Below are 18,756 nucleotides of genomic sequence, written 5' to 3' on the forward strand. Positions count from 1 at the left end.
ATAAAGATTTGCTTATTGATTATCAACAACTGTTCCGATTTGTTCACCAGAAATCAGTTTTAATAAATTCCCGTTAGTATTCATATCAAATACAATAATCGGTAGTTTGTTTTCTTCACTTAAAGTAAAGGCTGTCATATCCATTACTTTTAATCCTTTTTCGATAACATCTTTAAAACTGATGGTGTCAAATTTAACAGCATCTTTATTTTTCTCAGGATCAGCATTGTAAATACCATCTACGCGAGTTCCTTTTAAAATGGCATCTGCATTTACTTCAATAGCCCTTAAAACAGCGGCAGTATCTGTTGTAAAGTAAGGATTTCCTGTTCCTCCTCCAAAGATAACAACCCGTCCTTTTTCTAAATGTCGGATTGCTCTTCTTTTGATATAGGGCTCCGCGATTTCTTTAATTTCTATAGCTGTTTGTAAACGAGTATAGATTCCTTCTGCTTCTAGTGCACTTTGTAAGGCCAATCCATTAATACAAGTAGCAAGCATCCCCATATGGTCACCTTGAACTCTATCCATACCATTACTAGCTCCAGCAACACCTCTAAAAATGTTTCCTCCACCAATAACAATAGCCACTTCTACTCCTTTATCTACTACTTGTTTAATTTCTTTGGCATACTCTGAAAGACGTTTAGGATCAATTCCGTATTGCCTTTCTCCCATTAAAGCTTCTCCGCTTAATTTTAAAAGAATTCTTTTGTATTGCATAGTTTTATTGAAAGTTGTGCAAAACTACGGATTTTTTTTGAGTTTAATTTTTTTGTATCAAAAAAAACCACTCTTTTTAGAGTGGTTTTTATATGAATTGAGAAGAGTTTATTACCCTAAAGTAACTCGTACGAAGTTTTTCACTTGCACATCTCCATAAGTCTCTACATATTCAGCAACACTTTTCTTTTCATCTTTGATGAAATTTTGATCTAGCAAGCATTGCTCTTGATCTAAAGTAGTATTGTCTGAGATGAATCTTTCCATTTTTCCAGGTAAAATTCTATCCCAAATTTTTTCAGGCTTACCTTCTGCTTTCAATTCAGCTTTAGCATCTTCTTGAGCTTTAGCTAATACTTCTTCAGTTAATTGAGCCATTGAAATGTACTGAGGTACATTTTTAAGAGTTTTTCCAAGTCTGGCTAACTCGATATTATCTTTTTCAATAACAGCGATTCTTGCTTCAGTTTCAGCAGCAACAAAAGCTGGATCAAAATCTTTATAAGATAAAGTAGTAGCTCCCATAGAAGCAGCTTGCATTGCTAAATCTTTAGTTAGTACATCAGATTTATCTATTGCTTCAGTAAGACCAACAATTGCAGCGATTTTACCAATATGAGTATATGCACCTACATAAGCAGCTTCAATCTTTTCAAAAGAAGTGATGTCTAATTTTTCACCGATAACACCAGTTTGCTCCACTAATTTATCTGCAACAGTCATTCCTCCGAAATCAGCAGCAAGGAAAGCATCCTTGTCATCATAATTTAAAGCAATTTCAGCAAATTGGTTTGCTAACTCTTTAAAAGAATCATTTTTACCAACAAAATCAGTTTCACAAGCTAAAACAATAGCAACACCTTTTGTATTGTCATCATTTATTTTTGTAACGGCAACACCTTCAGTTGATTCTCTATCAGCTCTTTTAGCTGCGATTTTTTGACCTTTTTTACGTAAAATATCAATTGCTTTGTCGAAATCTCCCTCTGCTTCAACTAATGCCTTTTTACAGTCCATCATTCCAGCACCGGTAGCTTCTCTTAATTTTTTTACGTCAGCAGCACTTATTTTTCCCATGTCACTTAATATTTTTTGTTGTATTTTTATTTTGTTTCTTCTGTAGCAGGAGTTTCAACTTTAGAAGCAGGAGCTTCTTTAGTTTTTTCTTTCTCTGCTTTTCTATCAGCCAACCCTTCAGCAATAGCTTTAGTTACGTGGCTTAATACTTTGTCAATAGATTTAGAAGCGTCATCATTTGCTGGGATAATAAAATCAATTGGTCTAGGATCAGAGTTGGTATCAACCATTGCAAAAATTGGAATGTTCAATTTTTGAGCTTCAGCGATAGCAATATGCTCTTTCTTTACATCAACAACAAATAAAGCACCAGGTAAACGAGTCATGTCAGAAATAGAACCTAAGTTTTTTTCTAACTTTTCTCTTTGACGATTGATTTGTAATTTTTCTCTTTTAGATAAAGCATCAAAAGATCCATCTTGCTTCATTCTATCAATATGAGCCATTTTTTTCACGGCTTTTCTGATAGTAACAAAGTTTGTTAACATACCACCAGGCCAACGCTCAGTAATATACGGCATGTTCACTGCTTTAGCTTGCTCAGCAACAATATCTTTAGCTTGTTTTTTAGTAGCTACAAATAATATTTTACGACCTGAGTTTGCTATTTTTTGCAAGGCTGCAGAAGTTTCTTCAATTTTTGCAGCTGTTTTATACAAATCAATGATATGAACACCATTACGTTCTGTATAAATATATGGAGCCATGTTAGGGTTCCATTTTCTAGTTAAGTGACCAAAGTGTACGCCACTTTCTAATAATTCTTGAATGTTTACGTTTGCCATTTTAATAAATGTGTTTACTTTCTGATTTAATAGCAATACTTAAGTAGTCTTTCGAGTCTTAAGTATTTAGATGCTAAACTGTTAAAAATATTTGAATAACAGTTCTTTAACGTTTTTAATTTGTTGGGATAGGTTCCCAAAAAAATGATATTAACGCTTAGAGAACTGGAATTTCTTACGAGCTTTCTTCTGACCGAATTTTTTACGCTCAACCATTCTAGGATCACGAGTTAATAATCCTTCTGGTTTTAATATAGCTTTGTGCTCTTCGTTAATTGAAACTAAAGCTCTTGTGATTGCTAAACGAATTGCTTCTGCTTGACCAGTAACTCCTCCTCCGTAAACATTTACTTTAACGTCATAAGATTCTAAAGTATTTGTTAACATTAAAGGTTGTCTAACTTTATACTGTAAAGTAGCTGTAGTTAAATAGTCGTTTAAATCTTTTTTGTTTACTGTGATGTTTCCTTTACCCTCTGAAAGATAAATACGAGCAACAGCTGTTTTTCTTCTACCTATTTTGTGTACAGTTTCCATTATTTAAGATCATTAAGGTTAATAGCCTTTGGTTTTTGAGCTGCTTGACCGTGCTCAGTACCTGCATAGACATATAAATTTTTGTATAAAGTGCTACCTAATTTGTTTTTAGGTAACATTCCTTTTACTGCTTTTTCGATTAATCTTGTAGGATCTTTTTCGAACATTTCTGTAGCAGTAAGTGATCTCTGACCTCCTGGATATCCTGTATGACGGATATAAGACTTATCAGTCCATTTTTTACCAGTTAGGTTAATTTTTTCTGCGTTGATAATAACCACATTGTCTCCACAATCTACATGAGGAGTGTAATTTGGTTTGTGTTTACCTCTAATTAGCTTTGCTACTTTAGAAGCTAGACGACCCAACGTTTGCCCGTCCGCATCAACTAAAACCCACTCTTTATTTACAGTGTTTTTATTTGCTGATACTGTTTTGTAACTTAATGTGTTCATAATTACACGATTAGTTTTTGTTTATTAATAATTATTTTGGTCCTTAAAAAAGGTCTGCAAATGTACAATTATTTATTTGAGAAACAAACAAATAGTTCGTTAGATTTGTTTAATAGCGTAGAGTGCTATTTTGGTAGTAAGTTACTTAATTTTATGGGTGTTTATTTCTATGATACAATAGAAATAAAAAAAAGCGCATCAGAATTGATGCGCTTTTTTTAGTGTTTGTTTAAATAATTCAATAATGACTATTCAACTTTTTGATCTAATAGGTTAAAAAATTGATTGAGTCTAGGTAAAATAATAATTTTGGTTCTTCTGTTTTTCGATTTATTAGCAGGAGAGTCGTTTGAAACTAAAGGAACATAGCTACTTCTACCTGCAGCAATTAACCTACTAGGGGCAACGCCATATTGATTTTGTAATGCTCTTACAATAGCGGTAGAACGTTTAACACTTAAATCCCAGTTATCTTTTACCGCGGCAGTGTTAATAGGAGTATCGTCGGTATGACCTTCAATCATAACGTCCATTTCAGGCTGACCATTTACTACAGTAGCTACTTTTTGTAAAACACTTGATGCTTTATCAGTGATAGCATAACTTCCGCTTTTAAATAGTAATTTATCTGATATAGAAATAAAAACTACTGTTTTTTCAACATTTACTTCAATATCTTTATCGTCAATTCCTTCTTGAAGTTCTTTCTTTAGATGAAAGGCTACAACTAAGTTTAAAGAATCTTTTTTAGAAGCAGCTGCTCTAATCTTATTAATGTACTTATCTTTTTTACTTAGTTGTGAGAGAGTTTCTTTAATATTATCATTAGCTCCTTTTGTAAGAACTGTTAGGTTTTCTACTTGGTTTAATGTATTTTCTTTGTCTTTTCTTAAATCAGCTACAGTAGTTTCTAGCGTACTTGCTTGATTTTGATATCTTTCTTTTTCAATAAGACATTTCTGTAAATTAGTATTTGCAGCTAATAATTCTTTTTTAGTTTTTTCGTGCTTAACTTGTAAAGCTTCTAAATCTTTTTTTGAGGCGCAAGAGCTTGCAATGATGGTAAATGATAGTAATAATGCGATTTTCTTCATGTCTAAACCTTAATTATAAGTAGAACAAAGGTAAATAAATGAATGCATAAATAAATACAATGATGTATATTTTATGAGCATTTTAAGAAAATACTAAATAATGGATGTTCTTTTAAAAGAAATCATATGATTTCCTTTTTAATAAAAAGAATCTTCTAAATCGTTATTTGCTTCTAATTATACTTATTTAGATTTAATAAAAATAAGTAAATTTGCTGCCAATTATTAATAATCAATTAACCGTAATATGAAAAAAGTTATTACAGCATTCAGCTTATTGTTTGTTTGCTCGGTATTTGCACAAGAAATACTTTACGAAGGATTTGAAAGTAACGTGTTTCCTCCAAAAGGATGGGTGCAAAAAGTACCTAAAACGGGAGGATGGAAGGAGCCTCGTTGGGAATGGCAGAATTGGAATCAGAAGCATGGAAAGGGAACTTGTCTTTATGATGGACCTCTGTCGGATAAAGTTGATGCTTGGTTGCTAACCAAGGGAGTTTCTTTGAAGAAGGGGAAGACCTATGAATACAGCTTCTGGATGAAAAAAGGGTCGTATTATGCTGACCCAATAGAATTTACCTTTGCTATGGGGAAGAAGCAAGATGAAAATGACTTGGATGTGAAGTTGTTAGAGGAAGTGTTTGATCCGGTTACACAAGGAACATTTGATTTGGGTGAGTATGAGTTAAGAAAAGGAGAACTTACTGTTCAAGATGATGGCGACTACTACTTTGGTTTTAAAGTAGCAAGTGCTTCGGATCTATTTATTGATGAGATAAAAATTCAAGAAAAAATTCCTTGTTTGGTGCCAGATGGAACGAAGATGGAAATTTTATATACCGATGGTGTTAAAATTAGCTGGAATAAAAATAATGGTTCAAAGAAATACTATTATAAAGTAGTTGCAATTGATGATGATTTTAATGGGAATGCTATTGCCGAAGGGGAAGTGATAGAAAATGAAGTTGAAATTAGAGGATTGGTTTCAAATACAAGTTATAAGGTTTATGTAAAATCAGAGTGTAATGGAGCTTATGGCTATTATTCGAATGAATATGCTTTTGAAACGCTTTGTGAAGCAATTGATAGTATTAATGAAGATTTTGATGCATCAGATTTGACTAACACAATACCTGATTGTTGGAGTAAGATATTGGATGGAGATGATTTGAGTAAAGATTCTGATGTGAAAGGAGGTTGGTTGACTGGGCAAACGGATTTGATTAAAGAAGGAGGAGCTGATGAGAATGTTATCTTAGTAACTCCTAAGTTATCAAATATAAATACGAATAATTACCGAGTTAGATTTAGGGCTATAAAAAAGAGTAGAAGTGCGAATCCAGGGATTTTAAGAATAGGAACGGTATCAAATGCTTTTAAAGGCAGTTCTTTTTTGCAGATGGGAAATGATATTATTGTGGAGAGTCACTCACAAGATAAGGAGTATAAAATTGATTTTATAGGGACGAGTGCTAAAAACTTTATAGCTATAAAAAATGCTTCTGAAAGTGGAATAACTGTTTCAATTGAGGAATTTCGTTGGGAGCCTATTCCAAATGAACCTTCATGTGTTGAGGTTACGGAACCAGGTATTAGAATTGGAGAAAATAAAATGGTTCTTCAGTCGTTGACCCCTGATTTTGCTTGGAGAAAGAATATTGACGCTACAGGATATAAAATCCGTATAGGTTCTCTTGTAAAAGGAAATGATATTTACGAAAAAGATTTAGGAAATACGAGTGCTTATAGTTTGCCTGAAGCTATTTTGGAATATGATACTACGTATTATGTATCTATAGTCCCGTATAACGAAAAAGGAGATGCTAAGAATTGTGAATCTTTAGAAATAAAAACAATAACGAATCCAAATTTTGGAGGAGGTGATTTGAATACCATTTATGGAGGGTATTATTTTGCTAATTCTACAGAAGGGGCTAACGAATCGCCTATACAGCCTGCTTATGAATGGATTGATCCTATTCAAGAGAATCATGAAGAGGTGAAAAACTGGGACCAAATAGATGATTTTTACAAGTATAGGTATTTTAAAATACCTTCTTTAGGTTTTGATTTTCCATTTTATAATGATACTTATAATAAGAGTGAAGTGTTCGTGAATTCTAATGGGTCGATACATTTTGGAGAAGGATCATTGATTGATGGAGATCAGGAAATCCCGAAGGTAGATGCGCATAATAATTTTATAGCTGCTTGTATGTGGCAATACATTTTTTCAGCAGAAACAAAAGTTTATTATAAATCGTATGAGAATAAGTTCGTAGTAACTTGGTATAAGATGGTAAATAGAAGAGAGCAAAAAGAGCAGGTTACTTTTCAATTGATTTTGAAGAGAAATGGGGATGCCATTGTACAAATTAATAATGAGATAAGTGAATTGCATGTAAGAGAACCTTATGGGGTTTATCAGAGGGCGTTAATTGGAGTTGAAAATAATGAAGGAACGAAAGGGGTACTTTATAGAAAAATAAACCCTTATGGAAAAATTAACCCTTATGGTGTGAGAAATGTAGTAGGGCCTATTTTAGAGAACCAGCCTTTAGCTGTTGTTTTTTCTAAAAGCAATAAGAAGCAAGTGTATTTAGAACTGGAACGATCTCTTCATGGAAAAGTGGCAGGTATTGATCAATTGATAACTAGTGGGTTTTATAATTTGGGAAGCGTGGTGCAGTTAGTACCGGTTCCAGATGAAGGGTATTATTTTGTGGGCTGGAAGGGAGATGCTAGTGGGAATGATAGTCCTTTGAATGTAGAAATGAATGAGGATAAAGTTATTTCAGCACTTTTTAGTAAAAAGAAATATAGGTTAACAACCAATATTATTGAAGGAGGTAGTATTGTTTCTAATGTTGCTCCTGTAAACGGAACTTATGAGCATGGTATATCTCTTGAGTTAACAGCAGTTCCAGATGAAGGGTATTATTTTGTGGGCTGGGGAGATGATGCTAGTGGAAGTAATAATCCTTTGAATGTAGCAATGGATAGAGATAAAGTTATTTCAGCGCTTTTTAGTAAAAAGCAATATGTCTTAACGATGAATCTAATGGGAAATGGAGCTGTAACAGCAGATGTAGCTCCTGTAAACGGAACGTATGCTTATGGAACAGTGGTAAGGCTAACGGCAACTCCTGATAAAGATTGGGTTTTTGATGGTTGGAATGAAGATTCGTCTAAATTAGAGGAAACAATTGTAATAATGATGGATGAAGATAAAACTATATCTGCTAAGTTTATAGCTGCTGTGGCAGGAATTGAAGACGAAATATTATTGAGTAAGATACAGGTGTACCCTAATCCTGTAGAAGATTTTGTTAAAATTCAAACAGAAGAGTCTTTAAGAGATGTTAGGATATACAATGTTCTAGGGAAAGAGCTGTTAAGGCTAAAAGCAAAGAATGTTGATTTTAGTAGTTTGCCTAAAGGAATTTACTTTTTGGTTATAAGAACAAAAGATCATAAGAAACTAGTCAAGAAAATAATAAAGAAATAGTTTTTTAGAAAGGCTTAGTTTTAAGAGGGGAATAATTCATTATTTCCCTTTTTTTTGTAAAATTGCTGCTTAATATAATAATATGGACTTAAAAATAAAAGAGTTGCTGTTGGTATTCTTAATTGTAGTTACTGGGTGTCAAGAGAACCGAGTGAATTATATAAAACTTACTGGAGGGGTTTTTGGTACTAGCTATATTGTAAATTATAAAGGAAAGCAAAATTATAAGGTGCAAATAGATAGCTTGTTTGATGAATTTAACGCATCATTGTCAACATATATTCCTACTTCTGCTATTTCTAAAATTAATAAAAAAGACTCCTTGGTAGTTGTAGATGCTTATTTTGAAGAAATAATGAGTAAGTCTAAGCGAATTTTTAAAGAAACAGATGGGTATTTTGATCCTACTGTTGGTGATTTAGTAAATGCATGGGGGTTTGGTCCTGAAAAAGCAAAAAGAGATTTAGATAGCGCTCAGGTAGCTGGTTTAATGCAGTCAGTTGGTTTTGATAAAGTAGCTCTTGTGAATAGAAAGATTCGAAAAGAGGCAGCGGCTGTTTATTTAGATTTTAATTCTATAGCTAAAGGATACGGGGTGGACGTAGTAGGTAGGTTTTTGGAAGGTAAAGGAGTAGAAAATTATTTGATAGAAATAGGAGGAGAAATTAGAACGAGAGGAGATAACAAAAAAAGGGAGAAGTGGACGATAGGTGTTGATAATCCTAATACAGATGGTACTAGGTCTATTACTGATTTTATAAAATTGTCTGACGAATCTATGGCTAGTTCAGGTAATTATAGGAAGTTTAGGGTGAGTAAAGAAGGAAAGAAGTATGTGCATACGGTAAATCCTAAAACAGGTTTTGCAGAAGAAAATGATTTATTGAGTGCTACAGTATATGGAGCAATAGATTGTGCTGATCTTGATGCTTATGCAACTGCTTTCATGGCAATGGGATTTGAAAAAACAAAAGCTTTTCTAGAAAAGAATCCTGATATAAAAGCAATTCTAGTGTATATTAATAAGGAAGGAGTTGTGACTAGGTTTAAGTGCTAGCGGGTTTGTAGCAAACAGGCAAAATTTCACCTTTCATTAAAGCAAATCGCTCTAGTTTTTCTGGAGTGATTTTTTTTGTATAATTGATTTCATCTACTCTAAAGCCTATGGAGCGAAGCTTTTTGAAGTAGTCGTACCCATAAACACGAACATGGTCATATTGTCCAAATACTTTGGTTCGTTCTTTGGGGTCAGTAATGCTATTGTCTTCAAAAGTTTTGGCCCTGCTTAAGTCCTGAGGAATCTGAAATATTCCCATTCCTTTAGGTTTTAAAACCCGATACAATTCTTGCATTGCTTTTGTATCGTCTGGAATATGTTCTAATACATGATTGCAAAAAATAACATCAAAAGAATTGTCAGGAAAAGGAAGATTGCAAATGTCTGCTTTTACATCTGCAATAGGAGAGTGTAAATCTGCCGTAGTATAATCAATGTTTTTTAAGTCTTTAAACCGATCTAAAAAACATTGTTCAGGAGCCATGTGGAGCACTTTTTTTTGAGCAGAAAAAAAATCGGTTTCTTCCTGTAGAAACAGCCACATTAAACGATGTCTTTCAAGTGAGAGGGTGCTGGGAGATAATGCGTTTTCTCTCTGGTTTCCATATCCATATGGTAAAAGTTTTTTGAAACTTTTACCATCTATTGGATCGGTGAAATTATCCCCTTTTAAATACCAAGAAATAATAGGGCGAACAAAATAGCTAGCCTTAATTAAAATAGGGCGAGGTATGGTATTTAATATGGTTTTAAATATTTTCAAATTCGTTTATTTAGCGCGGAATTCATCCTCTTCGTTACTTTCAATACCTAATGCTTCATACACATATTTAAATGTAGAGAGTAATTCAGGTTTTCCGTTAACAATTGCAACGTCGTGTTCAAAGTGAGCAGAGGGTTTTCCATCTTTTGTTAAGATTGTCCAACCATCACTTAATTGATTGATTCGATGAGTACCTAGGTTAATCATAGGCTCTATAGCAACAACCATTCCTTCAATGAATTTTTTTCCACGCCCCTTCTTTCCGTAATTAGGCATTTCTGGATCTTCATGCATGGTGCGTCCTAATCCATGACCAACAAGTTCCCTAACTACTCCATAACCGTGCTTTTCAGTGTAGTTTTGTATGGCAGCACCAACATCTCCAACACGATTTCCTACTTTAAATTGGCGGATTCCTTCATATAAACTTTCTTTGGTTATTTGCAGTAATTTTTTAGTTTCTTCAGCAACTTCTCCTACTTCAAAAGTGTAAGCATGGTCTCCATAAAAACCATTTTTGATAGCTCCACAGTCAATAGAAATAATATCACCATCCTTTAAAGGGGTGTTATTAGGGATTCCATGAACTACTTGGGCGTTTGGGCTCATGCATAATGTATTGGGGAAATCATATAATCCTAGAAAACCAGGAATTGCATCTTGAGATCTGATAAAATCTTCGGCAAGCTTGTCTAAGTATAAAGTGGTTACACCTGGTTTTACTTCCTTGGCAAGCATTCCTAATGTTTTAGAAACTATTAATGCGCTTTCTCGCATTAATGCTATTTCTTCTAGAGTTTTCGTTTTAATCATGTTAAAAAAATTGAAGCGCAAATTTACATTTATTTTTGATAAGGGTGTTTATAAGGTATTCCTGAAACTATTTTTAAAATATCTCCCTCTATGGTTCCATTTTCGTTAGCGTGCTCAACAAATCTTCCCAATTCTTTTCCTTCTTTATAAAAGATAAAGGTAGGAACATGTGTTATATTATAGCCTTTTTCTAAGCCATTGGCTTGTTTTTTTCTGTTGACTGTAACTAGTTCTAATTTTTTGAAATCAAAATCACTTTCATCTAAAAGTTTGTAGAAGTTAGGAATTTCTCGTTGACTATCTCCGCACCAAGTTCCCATGAAACCTTTGATGGTAATCCCATTTAATTTTTGCTTCAGTTGAGTAACTGTTTCTGGATCCGTTTGGTAATACTCGTAGTAGTCATTGAACCATTGGCTAGCAAAAGGTTCTTTTTTAAAGTCATTTCTAGTAGCTATTCCAACGAGATCCCCGTCTTGGTTTTTGATAGCTACTTTGTTTTTAGTGGCAACGCAAGAGGTAATTACTAAAGAAAGCAATAGGTAAAATACTTTTTTCATGATGTTATTTTTAAATAAGAGAATGCTGTGTCATTTCTTTTGGTTGTGGTATTCCTATTAATTTTAAAACAGTAGGAGCAATATCTCCTAAAATACCATTTTGGATAGCTGTAATCTCTTTGTCAATAAGGATCAAAGGAACCGGATTTGTGGTATGTGCTGTATGAGGCGTTCCATCAGGGTTCATCATGGTTTCGCAGTTTCCATGATCGGCAATGAGTAAGGTGGTATAATTGTGTTCTAAAGCAGTAGTAATAATTTCTTTGACGCAAATATCTACAGTTTCACAAGCTTTTATAGCGGCTTCAAAAACACCTGTATGCCCAACCATATCCCCATTTGCAAAATTCAAACAAACAAAATCTACTTCTTCTTTCTTTAATTCAGGAATGATTGCATCTTTAATTTCATAAGCACTCATTTCAGGTTTTAAGTCGTAAGTAGCAACTTTTGGAGATGGGCATAATAAACGCTTTTCTCCCCTAAAAGTTTCTTCTCTTCCTCCTGAAAAAAAGAAGGTTACGTGTGGGTATTTTTCTGTTTCTGCTATTCTGATTTGTTTTTTATGAGCAGTTTCGAGTACTTCACCTAAAGTATTCTTGATATTTTTAGAATCGTACACTACATTGATGTTTTGAAATGTTTCATCGTAATTTGTCATAGTAACAAAGTACAATGGTAGTTTTTTCATGGTAAAATCAGGGAAATCTTTTTGACTTAGAGCACTCGTTAATTGGCGTCCTCTATCTGTTCTAAAGTTAAAGAAAATAACCACATCATCTTTTTCTATGGTAGCCTTAGGAGTGTTGTTTTTATCAACCATAACGATGGGTTTGATAAATTCATCGGTGATATTTTCATCATAGCTTTTTGTAATACTTTCTTCTATATTAGAAGATTTTGTGCCTTTTCCATGAACTAAGGCATTGTAAGCTAATTGTATGCGTTCCCATCTATGATCTCTATCCATGGCATAATACCTACCTGTAACTGTAGCTAGTTCTCCTGTGGTTTGTTGCATGTGCTTTTGGATGTCATTGATGAAAAACTTACCTGATTTAGGGTCGCAATCTCGTCCATCTGTAAAAGCGTGTAAAAAGACGTCTCTTAGTTGGTAGTTTTTAGCAAGCGTAAGAAGTCCTTTTAAATGATTGCTGTGAGAGTGAATCCCTCCATCAGAAACCAAGCCTAAAAAGTGCACTTTTTTATGATTTTTTTGGGCGTAAGAAAAGGCATCTATTAACGTTTGTTCTTCTTTAAGGGTATTTTCTTTAACTGCTTTGTTTATTTTTGCTAAGTTTTGATATACAATTCGTCCCGCTCCTAAATTCATGTGCCCCACTTCAGAATTCCCCATTTGCCCTTTTGGAAGCCCAACGTGTTCCCCGTCAGTTCTTAATTCTGAATGAGGGTAAGTATGGTATAAGGAATTTATAAAAGGAATTTTAGCATTGTATATAGCAGATACCTTAGGGTCTTGCGTGATCCCCCAGCCATCTAATATCATAAGAATTACTTTCTTGTTCATATAGAAAAAATTGAATTGTAAAAGTAAGAAAGATTTTAAGGATAGCTTATATAAATAGGTATATAATGTTATTCTGCGTTTTCAAAATCAAAATTCTTTTTTCTTTTGTTTATCTCAGTTGATGTTAATTTTTTTCAATTAGCTTAAAGAAGGAGAGGGAAGTTAGGGTAATTCGTTGTAGGGAGGAATGTTTGCATAAAAGAGTTTTCACTTGTTATTTTAATATTGAGTAATCTTCTTAGTGAAATTAGTTAATAATTGAATTTGCTTTTGAGATTTAAAAAATATTTCTTAATAGTGTACCAAGAAAAAGTAGCGATCAATATTGATGATATTAGTACTAAAAAATAGAGTAATTTTATTAGAAGTTGGTTGGGGTATGGTGCTAAATCAGTTTTTAGTTATATTTGAAAGTAAAATTACAATATAAATATTCTAACCTTGGTGTTTTAAACTTTGTAGGATAGCAACGCTATTAATATGTAAAAAAATATGTTTAAAAAAAGCTTATACTTTATCGGCTATTATGTGTTAATTTTTGTTATGATTAGCCATACTTCTTGTATTTCATTAGATCCCGAACCTTGCGATACTCCAATAGAAAGAACTATTGGATTAAATGGAGGGTTTTCTATTACTCCTTTAAAGGATAACTATAATATTGGAGATAAAATTAAACTTTTATTGGTTGTTGATAATGTTGCTAAATTGCAATTAGAAGATGGTGAATTCAAATTATATGAGAAAACAAATGAAGAAATGGCTAAAATTTATGGCGGCTTGGAAGATCATCAGGATTTAGCACATTTAATAGCTAAATCCATAAATTTGATTGATGTAAGGTTTGGTGGCACTCATAGTTTTGGATACGTTCTGAGGTATGATTTTAATCTAAAAAAATATATTTTAGAGCTAGAAATTACGTTAAAAACTAAAAGAGCCTATAGTTTAAGTGATTTTTCTTATACTCTCTTGTTAGGAAGAAAGTCAAACAGAGCAGGATACGATTGTCATTATTATGAGCATAAAGTAGTTGTTAAATTAGATTCAATTATTTCTTTTAGAGTCGATTGATTGCGAGTTTTGTCTTTTTTGAATATACTGTGGCTTTAATTGATACATAAATAAAAATCCTTTGGAAGGAAAAGAAGTTGTCTGAAAAGAATTTTTGTCGAAAATTTTTCTATGATGCCGTACTTAAATAGTATGTAAAAACCATCATTTTGATTAAAAGAATGATGGTTTTTTAATGTATTAGAAAGATTAACTGAAAAAAATCAAACAGCCTCTTTTGTGTTTATGATTCTTTTCAGAATAGCATTAGTCTTATTCTGTTTTTGCTTGTTTTTCCAAGAAATCTAAAACTAGCTTTTTATCGTTTGCGGTTAAACCAGCTCTTGGAGCCATACTTTGTATGATGCCGTGCCATTGCTTAGTGGTAAAGCTTTTTGGGTTTTGTGGGGCATGACATACGGAGCAAGCTTTGTAGTACAAACGTTCTCCAGGTTCCATATCTGCAGCTGCAAAATGATCTTTCATTTTTTCTATTTGTGGAGCTATTCCTAAGGCAGTAGGGTTAAAACTGTATTTGTCTTCAATAACTTTAGGAGGGTCATAAGCGGTCATTTTCTCAGCATCTGTACATTTTTTTATCGTTACCAAACAAGTATTACTAGAAGTTCCTAGGCTTAGGTTGCTTGCGGGTTTTGTAGAGGTTAGCATGTTAATAGCTCCGTTGTTACACCTTCCCTTAGAATCTAATTGTAACCAACTTCCTTCTTCTAAACAAACCACTCCTTTCATTACGTCATCAGTAACTTTGGCTCCTGCAATAGTGGTGCCTCTATGATTGTAAATTTCTACCAAGTCGCCATCTGTAATATGACGTTCTTTGGCGTCATTGATATTGATTAAAATATGTTGTCTTCCTTGAACGTTTTCTTTTTTTCTTATTTCCGCATTTGCCATTTGAGAGTGCAAGCGCATATTGGGGTGAGGACTCACAATATGCAATTGTCCTTTTTTAGCATTTCCTAAAAATTCATAAGGTTCTATATATTTAGGAATAGGAGAATGTGTACCAAAGTCAGCAAAAGACTTACAGTAGAGTTCGATTTTGCCCGTTTTGGTGTGGAGTTTGTGTTTTTCAGGATCTTTGATAAAGTCTTCATGCCTTACATATTCTCCAGATTTTTCAGGAACTTCTAGGTGTGCGACTCCTTTTTTCCAAAAATCATCAAAAGATATTGTAGCGTCGGATTTTTCGTAAGCTTCTCTTATGATTTCCATATTTGTTTTTCCTCCAGTAAAACCTTCCTCTACACCGAATATATAAGAGAGTCTTCTGAATATTTCAAAGTCGTCTAAGCTTTCTCCAACAGGTTGAATAAGTTGTTTCATTGCATAGATTTTATCATTACTATAAGTTCCTCCTGAAGTTATTCCGTTACGTTCAAGTGTAGAGGTTGCAGGTAAAACAATGTCAGAAAACCTAGCAGAAGCGCACCACCATGGGTCTTGGCATATGATAGTTTCTACTTTGTTGTTCAAAGCCTTTATAAGCCTGTTGGTGTTTGGTTGGTGAGACATAAAGTTATTTCCTGAATTATATATAAGCTTAACATCAGGGTAGGTAAATGTTCCACCATCTCTTTTAAATACCTTGTTTGGATTTTCAAGCATTTCAGTAAGTCGAGATGCAGGGCAAAATTTTTCTACGGGATTTCTTCCTTGCGAGAGTCCTAAGGGAATTTTTTTTCCAGACTGTATGGTTCCGCCATTGCCATACCCAAAACTAAATCCAACGCCTTCTCCTTTTTTACCGATTTTTCCAAGCATGGCAGCAAAGTTGATAATAGCCCAATGGGTCATTTCGCCATTAGCTGCTCTTTGTAAAGACCAGCTTGGAGCAAATTGCGTTTTTTTACGAGCAAATAACATTGCCATTTCAATTATCTTTTTTTCGCTGATTCCTGTAATTTCAGAGGCCCACTTAGGAGTTTTAGGAGGTGTTCCGTCTTGATCTTTACCTAGTAGGTAAGGTAAGAACTTTTCAAATCCAACCGTATATTTGTCTAGGTATTCTTTGTCGTGTAAGCCTTGGTCATATATATGGTAAGACATCGCTAAAAATAGAGCAGTATCTGTATTAGGGATTATCTTAATCCATTCAGCAGCTACTTTTTTATCAGTAGTGGTGCGATGTGGGTTTATAGAAATAAATTGAATACCTTTTTCTTTGAACTGCAACCACTTCGGGTACATTTGATGATCTGCAACTCTAAATTCTACCCTATTATTTTTCCAAGGATCGCATCCTATTAGTACAAAAACTTCGGTATTTTCAAGTATTGTTTTCCAGGAGCTTTGAGGAGAATATACTTCAATATCACCTATAATGTGAGGGAGGCTTACTTGTGAAGCGCCAGTAGAATAGTCTCCTTTGGTAATAGATTGCCCTCCAATAAGCCCAAAGAATCGCCCTTGTAGCACATTAGGTCTTAAAAAGCCAGCGTGAGACCATCCTCCGTAAGAAGAACTAAAAATACTTTCGTTACCATGTTTCTTAATAACTTGTAAAATGGCATCAGCAGTTAAGGTCAGCGCTTCTGCCCAAGTAACCCTAACGAACTCTTCTTTTCCTCTTAGGTGAGGTTTGGTATCTCTTCCTCTTCCTTCTAAGTAAGATTTTCTTACCATTGGGTATTTTACTCTAGTTTTATCATATACCCTACTAATAAGTCCTTTAGTAAGCATTTCAGTAGGCATAGCATCGATGTCTTTTAGTGGTTGTACCCCTATGAGGACACCATTTTTAACGACTCCTTTAAAAGGCCCCCAGTGGCTTGCATGAGGTATTAATATTGTTTCTGAATCAAAAACATGATCACAACTAAAAATAGTTAAGCTACTAGCAATGGTAATTCCTGCAGTTGCTAATGTTGATCTTTTTAGAAAACTTCGTCTGTTCATTATAATGATTCTTTATTGTTTAAAAATAATATCCGACGTTGATGTTGAATAGTGTTTGTACTTTATCGTCTCCTTTAGCAAAAGAATTTGTCCATCCTTCATTAAACCATGGCTGATTTTTTGTAGTAATAAATTCTATATAGCTATATATGTTTCCTGCATGAACAAGAATACCTACTGTATTGGTAAAAGAATTTATATACTCTTTGTTAGATTTGTCAAAATAGGCATAGTTATCATATACTTGTATATTGTCGAATACTTTTGATTTTAAAGGGAAATTATAGCTTGCTCCTAAGGTGTATAATTCTCCTTTGCTAGCTACATTATATGTTGCATTGTAAGCTCCGAATTCTACATAGTCGGTACCTGTATTTTTCTTAAAGCTGGTAGCTTGTGCTTTTATATTGAACTGGTTTATGTTTCCCTCGTAATGCACCGCTATTGCATGGTGTGATTTATATTGATTTGTTTTTATATTGTGTAGTCCTCCATACATTAGTGAAGTACCTATTTGTTGTTGGTACTTTTTACCTACTTTGTAAACGATTTTTCCATTTACTTGATTAGTTTCTTTGTAATCACCAATAACATCATAAGAATATCTTTTGGCAGATTCTTCTCCAACGAATAAATCCTCAGAGTTTTTAAAAAAAGCAAGTTGATAATCTATGTTTTTGCCTTTGTGAGTATATGTAAATCCTACATCGTAGTCATCTTCTAATCCGATATAATATCCCATACTTAAATAATAACTATGAGAGTTGTATGGTGTTATGCCAAAAGGAACCTTTGTTAAACCCAAAATAAATTGGTCTTTATTTTGAAAAGTATAAGTAATATCTCCCTGTCTTAACAATCCAGCACCATATTCTTGAGCGTACAATCGATACTTTACTTGTAGTGTTAGTCCTTTATAACTTGCTTTCGGATTGATAGCAAACATATCGTAACCGATGTCTCCACCTCTTTTTTGTTGTTGTTGGTTCCATGAATATAATTTATAGTTGAAGCGTAGTGCTCCGTGTAGTTCAACATTAGGTTTTTCTTGTGCATAAAAACGAAATGAAATAATGCTTAAAAAAACTAAAGAGAATACCTTTTTTGCTAGATTTATATGGGTATGCATAATCTTTTATTTAAAATTTCATAGATCAAAGGTATCGTCATATCTCTCCATGAAATATGATTTTTATCATATAAATGCCTAATAATGGTTTTTACATTTGTTATGAATTTTAATTTTGGTTAGCATGAGCAAAATAGGTGTGAATGTAAGATGTTTGGCTGCGTTGCCTTTTTTTTCTTTACTAGTTTCTTGTCATTTTAATGAAAAAAAAGATGTTTATACTGCTATTAAGGAGCGGGAGTTAGAGGTTGTTTCTTATTCATTATCTAACTCTTTGCAACATGACAGATTAGTAAAGGTAGTACCTAAGGTTAATGAAGTGGATAGTTTCTTTGTTTATGAAAGAAAGAGTAATATTAGTAAATATAAATGTTCAGGGTGTCATTCAGAATCGTTAGATAAGTTAAAAGAGAAAAAGATCTTTATACATAAAGATATTCGCTTTTTTCATATGGACAGAGAGGTAGCCTCTTGTTTTAACTGTCATAATAAGCAAGATATGGATTTATTACGTTCGCATACAGGTAAAAGCATTGATTTTAACAAGAGCTATAAGGTTTGCGCACAATGTCATCAAGGAGAATATAAAGATTGGGCTATTGGGGCTCATGGTAAACAAGTAGGAGGATGGATGCCACCTAGAGTGTCTAAAACATGTGTAGAATGTCATAATCCGCATTCTCCAAAATTTCACACTAAGGTGCCAGCATATCCCGTGTATTTAAAAAGAGAAAGATCTCGTAAATAAAATAATA

Annotated in this window: 16 protein-coding genes; 4 read left to right on the forward strand and 12 right to left on the reverse strand. The window is 33.5% G+C overall.

The features are described 5' to 3' along the window. Window positions 1-12: 12 nt before the first annotated feature. From pyrH to MARIT_RS01975, 6 genes are all read right to left on the reverse strand, one after another. Window positions 13-723, reverse strand: coding sequence for a UMP kinase (gene pyrH, locus MARIT_RS01950; RefSeq protein ID WP_024740100.1), 711 nt, complete (start codon window positions 721-723; stop codon window positions 13-15). 111 nt (window positions 724-834) lie between these two features. Next, window positions 835-1,800, reverse strand: a complete 966-nt coding sequence (tsf, locus tag MARIT_RS01955) for a translation elongation factor Ts (protein WP_024740101.1) — start codon at window positions 1,798-1,800, stop codon at window positions 835-837. Between the two features lie 26 nt (window positions 1,801-1,826). Next, window positions 1,827-2,585 (reverse strand): 30S ribosomal protein S2, encoded by a 759-nt coding sequence (gene rpsB / locus MARIT_RS01960; protein ID WP_024740102.1) that lies wholly within the window; start codon window positions 2,583-2,585, stop codon window positions 1,827-1,829. Window positions 2,586-2,735: 150 nt separating this feature from the next. Continuing rightward, complete coding sequence (gene rpsI / locus MARIT_RS01965) at window positions 2,736-3,122, reverse strand: 30S ribosomal protein S9 (protein ID WP_024740103.1); 387 nt, start codon at window positions 3,120-3,122, stop codon at window positions 2,736-2,738. Further along, window positions 3,122-3,577, reverse strand: a complete 456-nt coding sequence (gene rplM, locus MARIT_RS01970) for a 50S ribosomal protein L13 (RefSeq protein WP_024740104.1) — start codon at window positions 3,575-3,577, stop codon at window positions 3,122-3,124. Before rplM ends, rpsI begins: the two co-directional genes overlap by 1 nt. 248 nt (window positions 3,578-3,825) lie before the next feature. After that, window positions 3,826-4,671: an OmpA/MotB family protein gene (locus MARIT_RS01975; protein ID WP_024740105.1), complete on the reverse strand. Its 846-nt coding sequence runs from the start codon at window positions 4,669-4,671 to the stop codon at window positions 3,826-3,828. A 247-nt stretch (window positions 4,672-4,918) separates the two neighbouring features. Between MARIT_RS01975 and MARIT_RS01980 the strand changes: the two genes are divergently transcribed. Further along, complete coding sequence (locus MARIT_RS01980; RefSeq protein WP_100210619.1) at window positions 4,919-8,179, forward strand: T9SS-dependent choice-of-anchor J family protein; 3,261 nt, start codon at window positions 4,919-4,921, stop codon at window positions 8,177-8,179. Window positions 8,180-8,261: 82 nt separating this feature from the next. Next, window positions 8,262-9,236: an FAD:protein FMN transferase gene (locus MARIT_RS01985; RefSeq protein WP_100210620.1), complete on the forward strand. Its 975-nt coding sequence runs from the start codon at window positions 8,262-8,264 to the stop codon at window positions 9,234-9,236. On the opposite strand, the gene MARIT_RS01990 is transcribed toward MARIT_RS01985, so the two are convergent. Genes MARIT_RS01990 through gpmI form a run of 4 tightly spaced genes read right to left on the reverse strand, consistent with a single transcriptional unit; the run spans window position 9,226 to window position 12,900 of the window. After that, window positions 9,226-9,999: a class I SAM-dependent methyltransferase gene (locus MARIT_RS01990; protein ID WP_100210621.1), complete on the reverse strand. Its 774-nt coding sequence runs from the start codon at window positions 9,997-9,999 to the stop codon at window positions 9,226-9,228. The genes MARIT_RS01985 and MARIT_RS01990 overlap by 11 nt on opposite strands. Window positions 10,000-10,005: 6 nt before the next feature. Further along, complete coding sequence (gene map, locus MARIT_RS01995) at window positions 10,006-10,812, reverse strand: type I methionyl aminopeptidase (RefSeq protein WP_024740109.1); 807 nt, start codon at window positions 10,810-10,812, stop codon at window positions 10,006-10,008. A gap of 29 nt (window positions 10,813-10,841) precedes the next feature. Next, window positions 10,842-11,372 carry a thioredoxin family protein gene (locus tag MARIT_RS02000; protein WP_100210622.1) on the reverse strand — a complete coding sequence of 177 codons (531 nt, stop codon included), beginning with the start codon at window positions 11,370-11,372 and terminating at the stop codon, window positions 10,842-10,844. Between the two features lie 10 nt (window positions 11,373-11,382). Beyond that, window positions 11,383-12,900, reverse strand: coding sequence for a 2,3-bisphosphoglycerate-independent phosphoglycerate mutase (gene gpmI, locus MARIT_RS02005; RefSeq protein WP_100210623.1), 1,518 nt, complete (start codon window positions 12,898-12,900; stop codon window positions 11,383-11,385). A 492-nt stretch (window positions 12,901-13,392) separates the two neighbouring features. On the opposite strand from gpmI, the gene MARIT_RS02010 reads away from it, so the two are divergent. Then, the gene (locus MARIT_RS02010; RefSeq protein ID WP_024740112.1) at window positions 13,393-13,974 is read left to right on the forward strand and encodes a hypothetical protein; all 582 of its coding nucleotides are present in this window, start codon (window positions 13,393-13,395) and stop codon (window positions 13,972-13,974) included. 252 nt (window positions 13,975-14,226) lie between these two features. Here the strand turns inward: MARIT_RS02010 and MARIT_RS02015 are convergent, their stop codons facing one another. Together MARIT_RS02015 and MARIT_RS02020 are read right to left on the reverse strand one after the other, a co-directional pair. Further along, a complete protein-coding gene (locus MARIT_RS02015; RefSeq protein ID WP_197706281.1) occupies window positions 14,227-16,872 on the reverse strand; it encodes a molybdopterin-dependent oxidoreductase in 2,646 nt (881 codons plus the stop codon). A gap of 19 nt (window positions 16,873-16,891) precedes the next feature. Then, complete coding sequence (locus tag MARIT_RS02020) at window positions 16,892-18,001, reverse strand: hypothetical protein (RefSeq protein WP_100210625.1); 1,110 nt, start codon at window positions 17,999-18,001, stop codon at window positions 16,892-16,894. A gap of 124 nt (window positions 18,002-18,125) precedes the next feature. On the opposite strand from MARIT_RS02020, the gene MARIT_RS02025 reads away from it, so the two are divergent. Further along, window positions 18,126-18,749, forward strand: coding sequence for a hypothetical protein (locus MARIT_RS02025; protein WP_024740115.1), 624 nt, complete (start codon window positions 18,126-18,128; stop codon window positions 18,747-18,749). Window positions 18,750-18,756 lie beyond the last annotated feature (7 nt).

It is taken from the genome of Tenacibaculum maritimum NCIMB 2154 (assembly GCF_900119795.1).
Classification (GTDB): Bacteria; Bacteroidota; Bacteroidia; order Flavobacteriales; family Flavobacteriaceae; genus Polaribacter; species Polaribacter maritimus.

What these genes read in the sequence shown, in the direction of transcription:
- rpsI (WP_024740103.1), bottom strand. Translation starts at nt 3,122, where the DNA reads ATGGAAACTGTACACAAAATAGGTAGAAGAAAAACAGCTGTTGCTCGT.
- MARIT_RS01980 (WP_100210619.1), top strand. Translation starts at nt 4,919, where the DNA reads ATGAAAAAAGTTATTACAGCATTCAGCTTATTGTTTGTTTGCTCGGTA.
- MARIT_RS02025 (WP_024740115.1), top strand. Translation starts at nt 18,126, where the DNA reads ATGAGCAAAATAGGTGTGAATGTAAGATGTTTGGCTGCGTTGCCTTTT.
- map (WP_024740109.1), bottom strand. Translation starts at nt 10,812, where the DNA reads ATGATTAAAACGAAAACTCTAGAAGAAATAGCATTAATGCGAGAAAGC.
- tsf (WP_024740101.1), bottom strand. Translation starts at nt 1,800, where the DNA reads ATGGGAAAAATAAGTGCTGCTGACGTAAAAAAATTAAGAGAAGCTACC.
- pyrH (WP_024740100.1), bottom strand. Translation starts at nt 723, where the DNA reads ATGCAATACAAAAGAATTCTTTTAAAATTAAGCGGAGAAGCTTTAATG.
- MARIT_RS02015 (WP_197706281.1), bottom strand. Translation starts at nt 16,872, where the DNA reads ATGAACAGACGAAGTTTTCTAAAAAGATCAACATTAGCAACTGCAGGA.
- rplM (WP_024740104.1), bottom strand. Translation starts at nt 3,577, where the DNA reads ATGAACACATTAAGTTACAAAACAGTATCAGCAAATAAAAACACTGTA.
- MARIT_RS01985 (WP_100210620.1), top strand. Translation starts at nt 8,262, where the DNA reads ATGGACTTAAAAATAAAAGAGTTGCTGTTGGTATTCTTAATTGTAGTT.
- MARIT_RS02020 (WP_100210625.1), bottom strand. Translation starts at nt 18,001, where the DNA reads ATGCATACCCATATAAATCTAGCAAAAAAGGTATTCTCTTTAGTTTTT.
- MARIT_RS02000 (WP_100210622.1), bottom strand. Translation starts at nt 11,372, where the DNA reads ATGAAAAAAGTATTTTACCTATTGCTTTCTTTAGTAATTACCTCTTGC.
- gpmI (WP_100210623.1), bottom strand. Translation starts at nt 12,900, where the DNA reads ATGAACAAGAAAGTAATTCTTATGATATTAGATGGCTGGGGGATCACG.
- MARIT_RS02010 (WP_024740112.1), top strand. Translation starts at nt 13,393, where the DNA reads ATGTTTAAAAAAAGCTTATACTTTATCGGCTATTATGTGTTAATTTTT.
- MARIT_RS01975 (WP_024740105.1), bottom strand. Translation starts at nt 4,671, where the DNA reads ATGAAGAAAATCGCATTATTACTATCATTTACCATCATTGCAAGCTCT.
- rpsB (WP_024740102.1), bottom strand. Translation starts at nt 2,585, where the DNA reads ATGGCAAACGTAAACATTCAAGAATTATTAGAAAGTGGCGTACACTTT.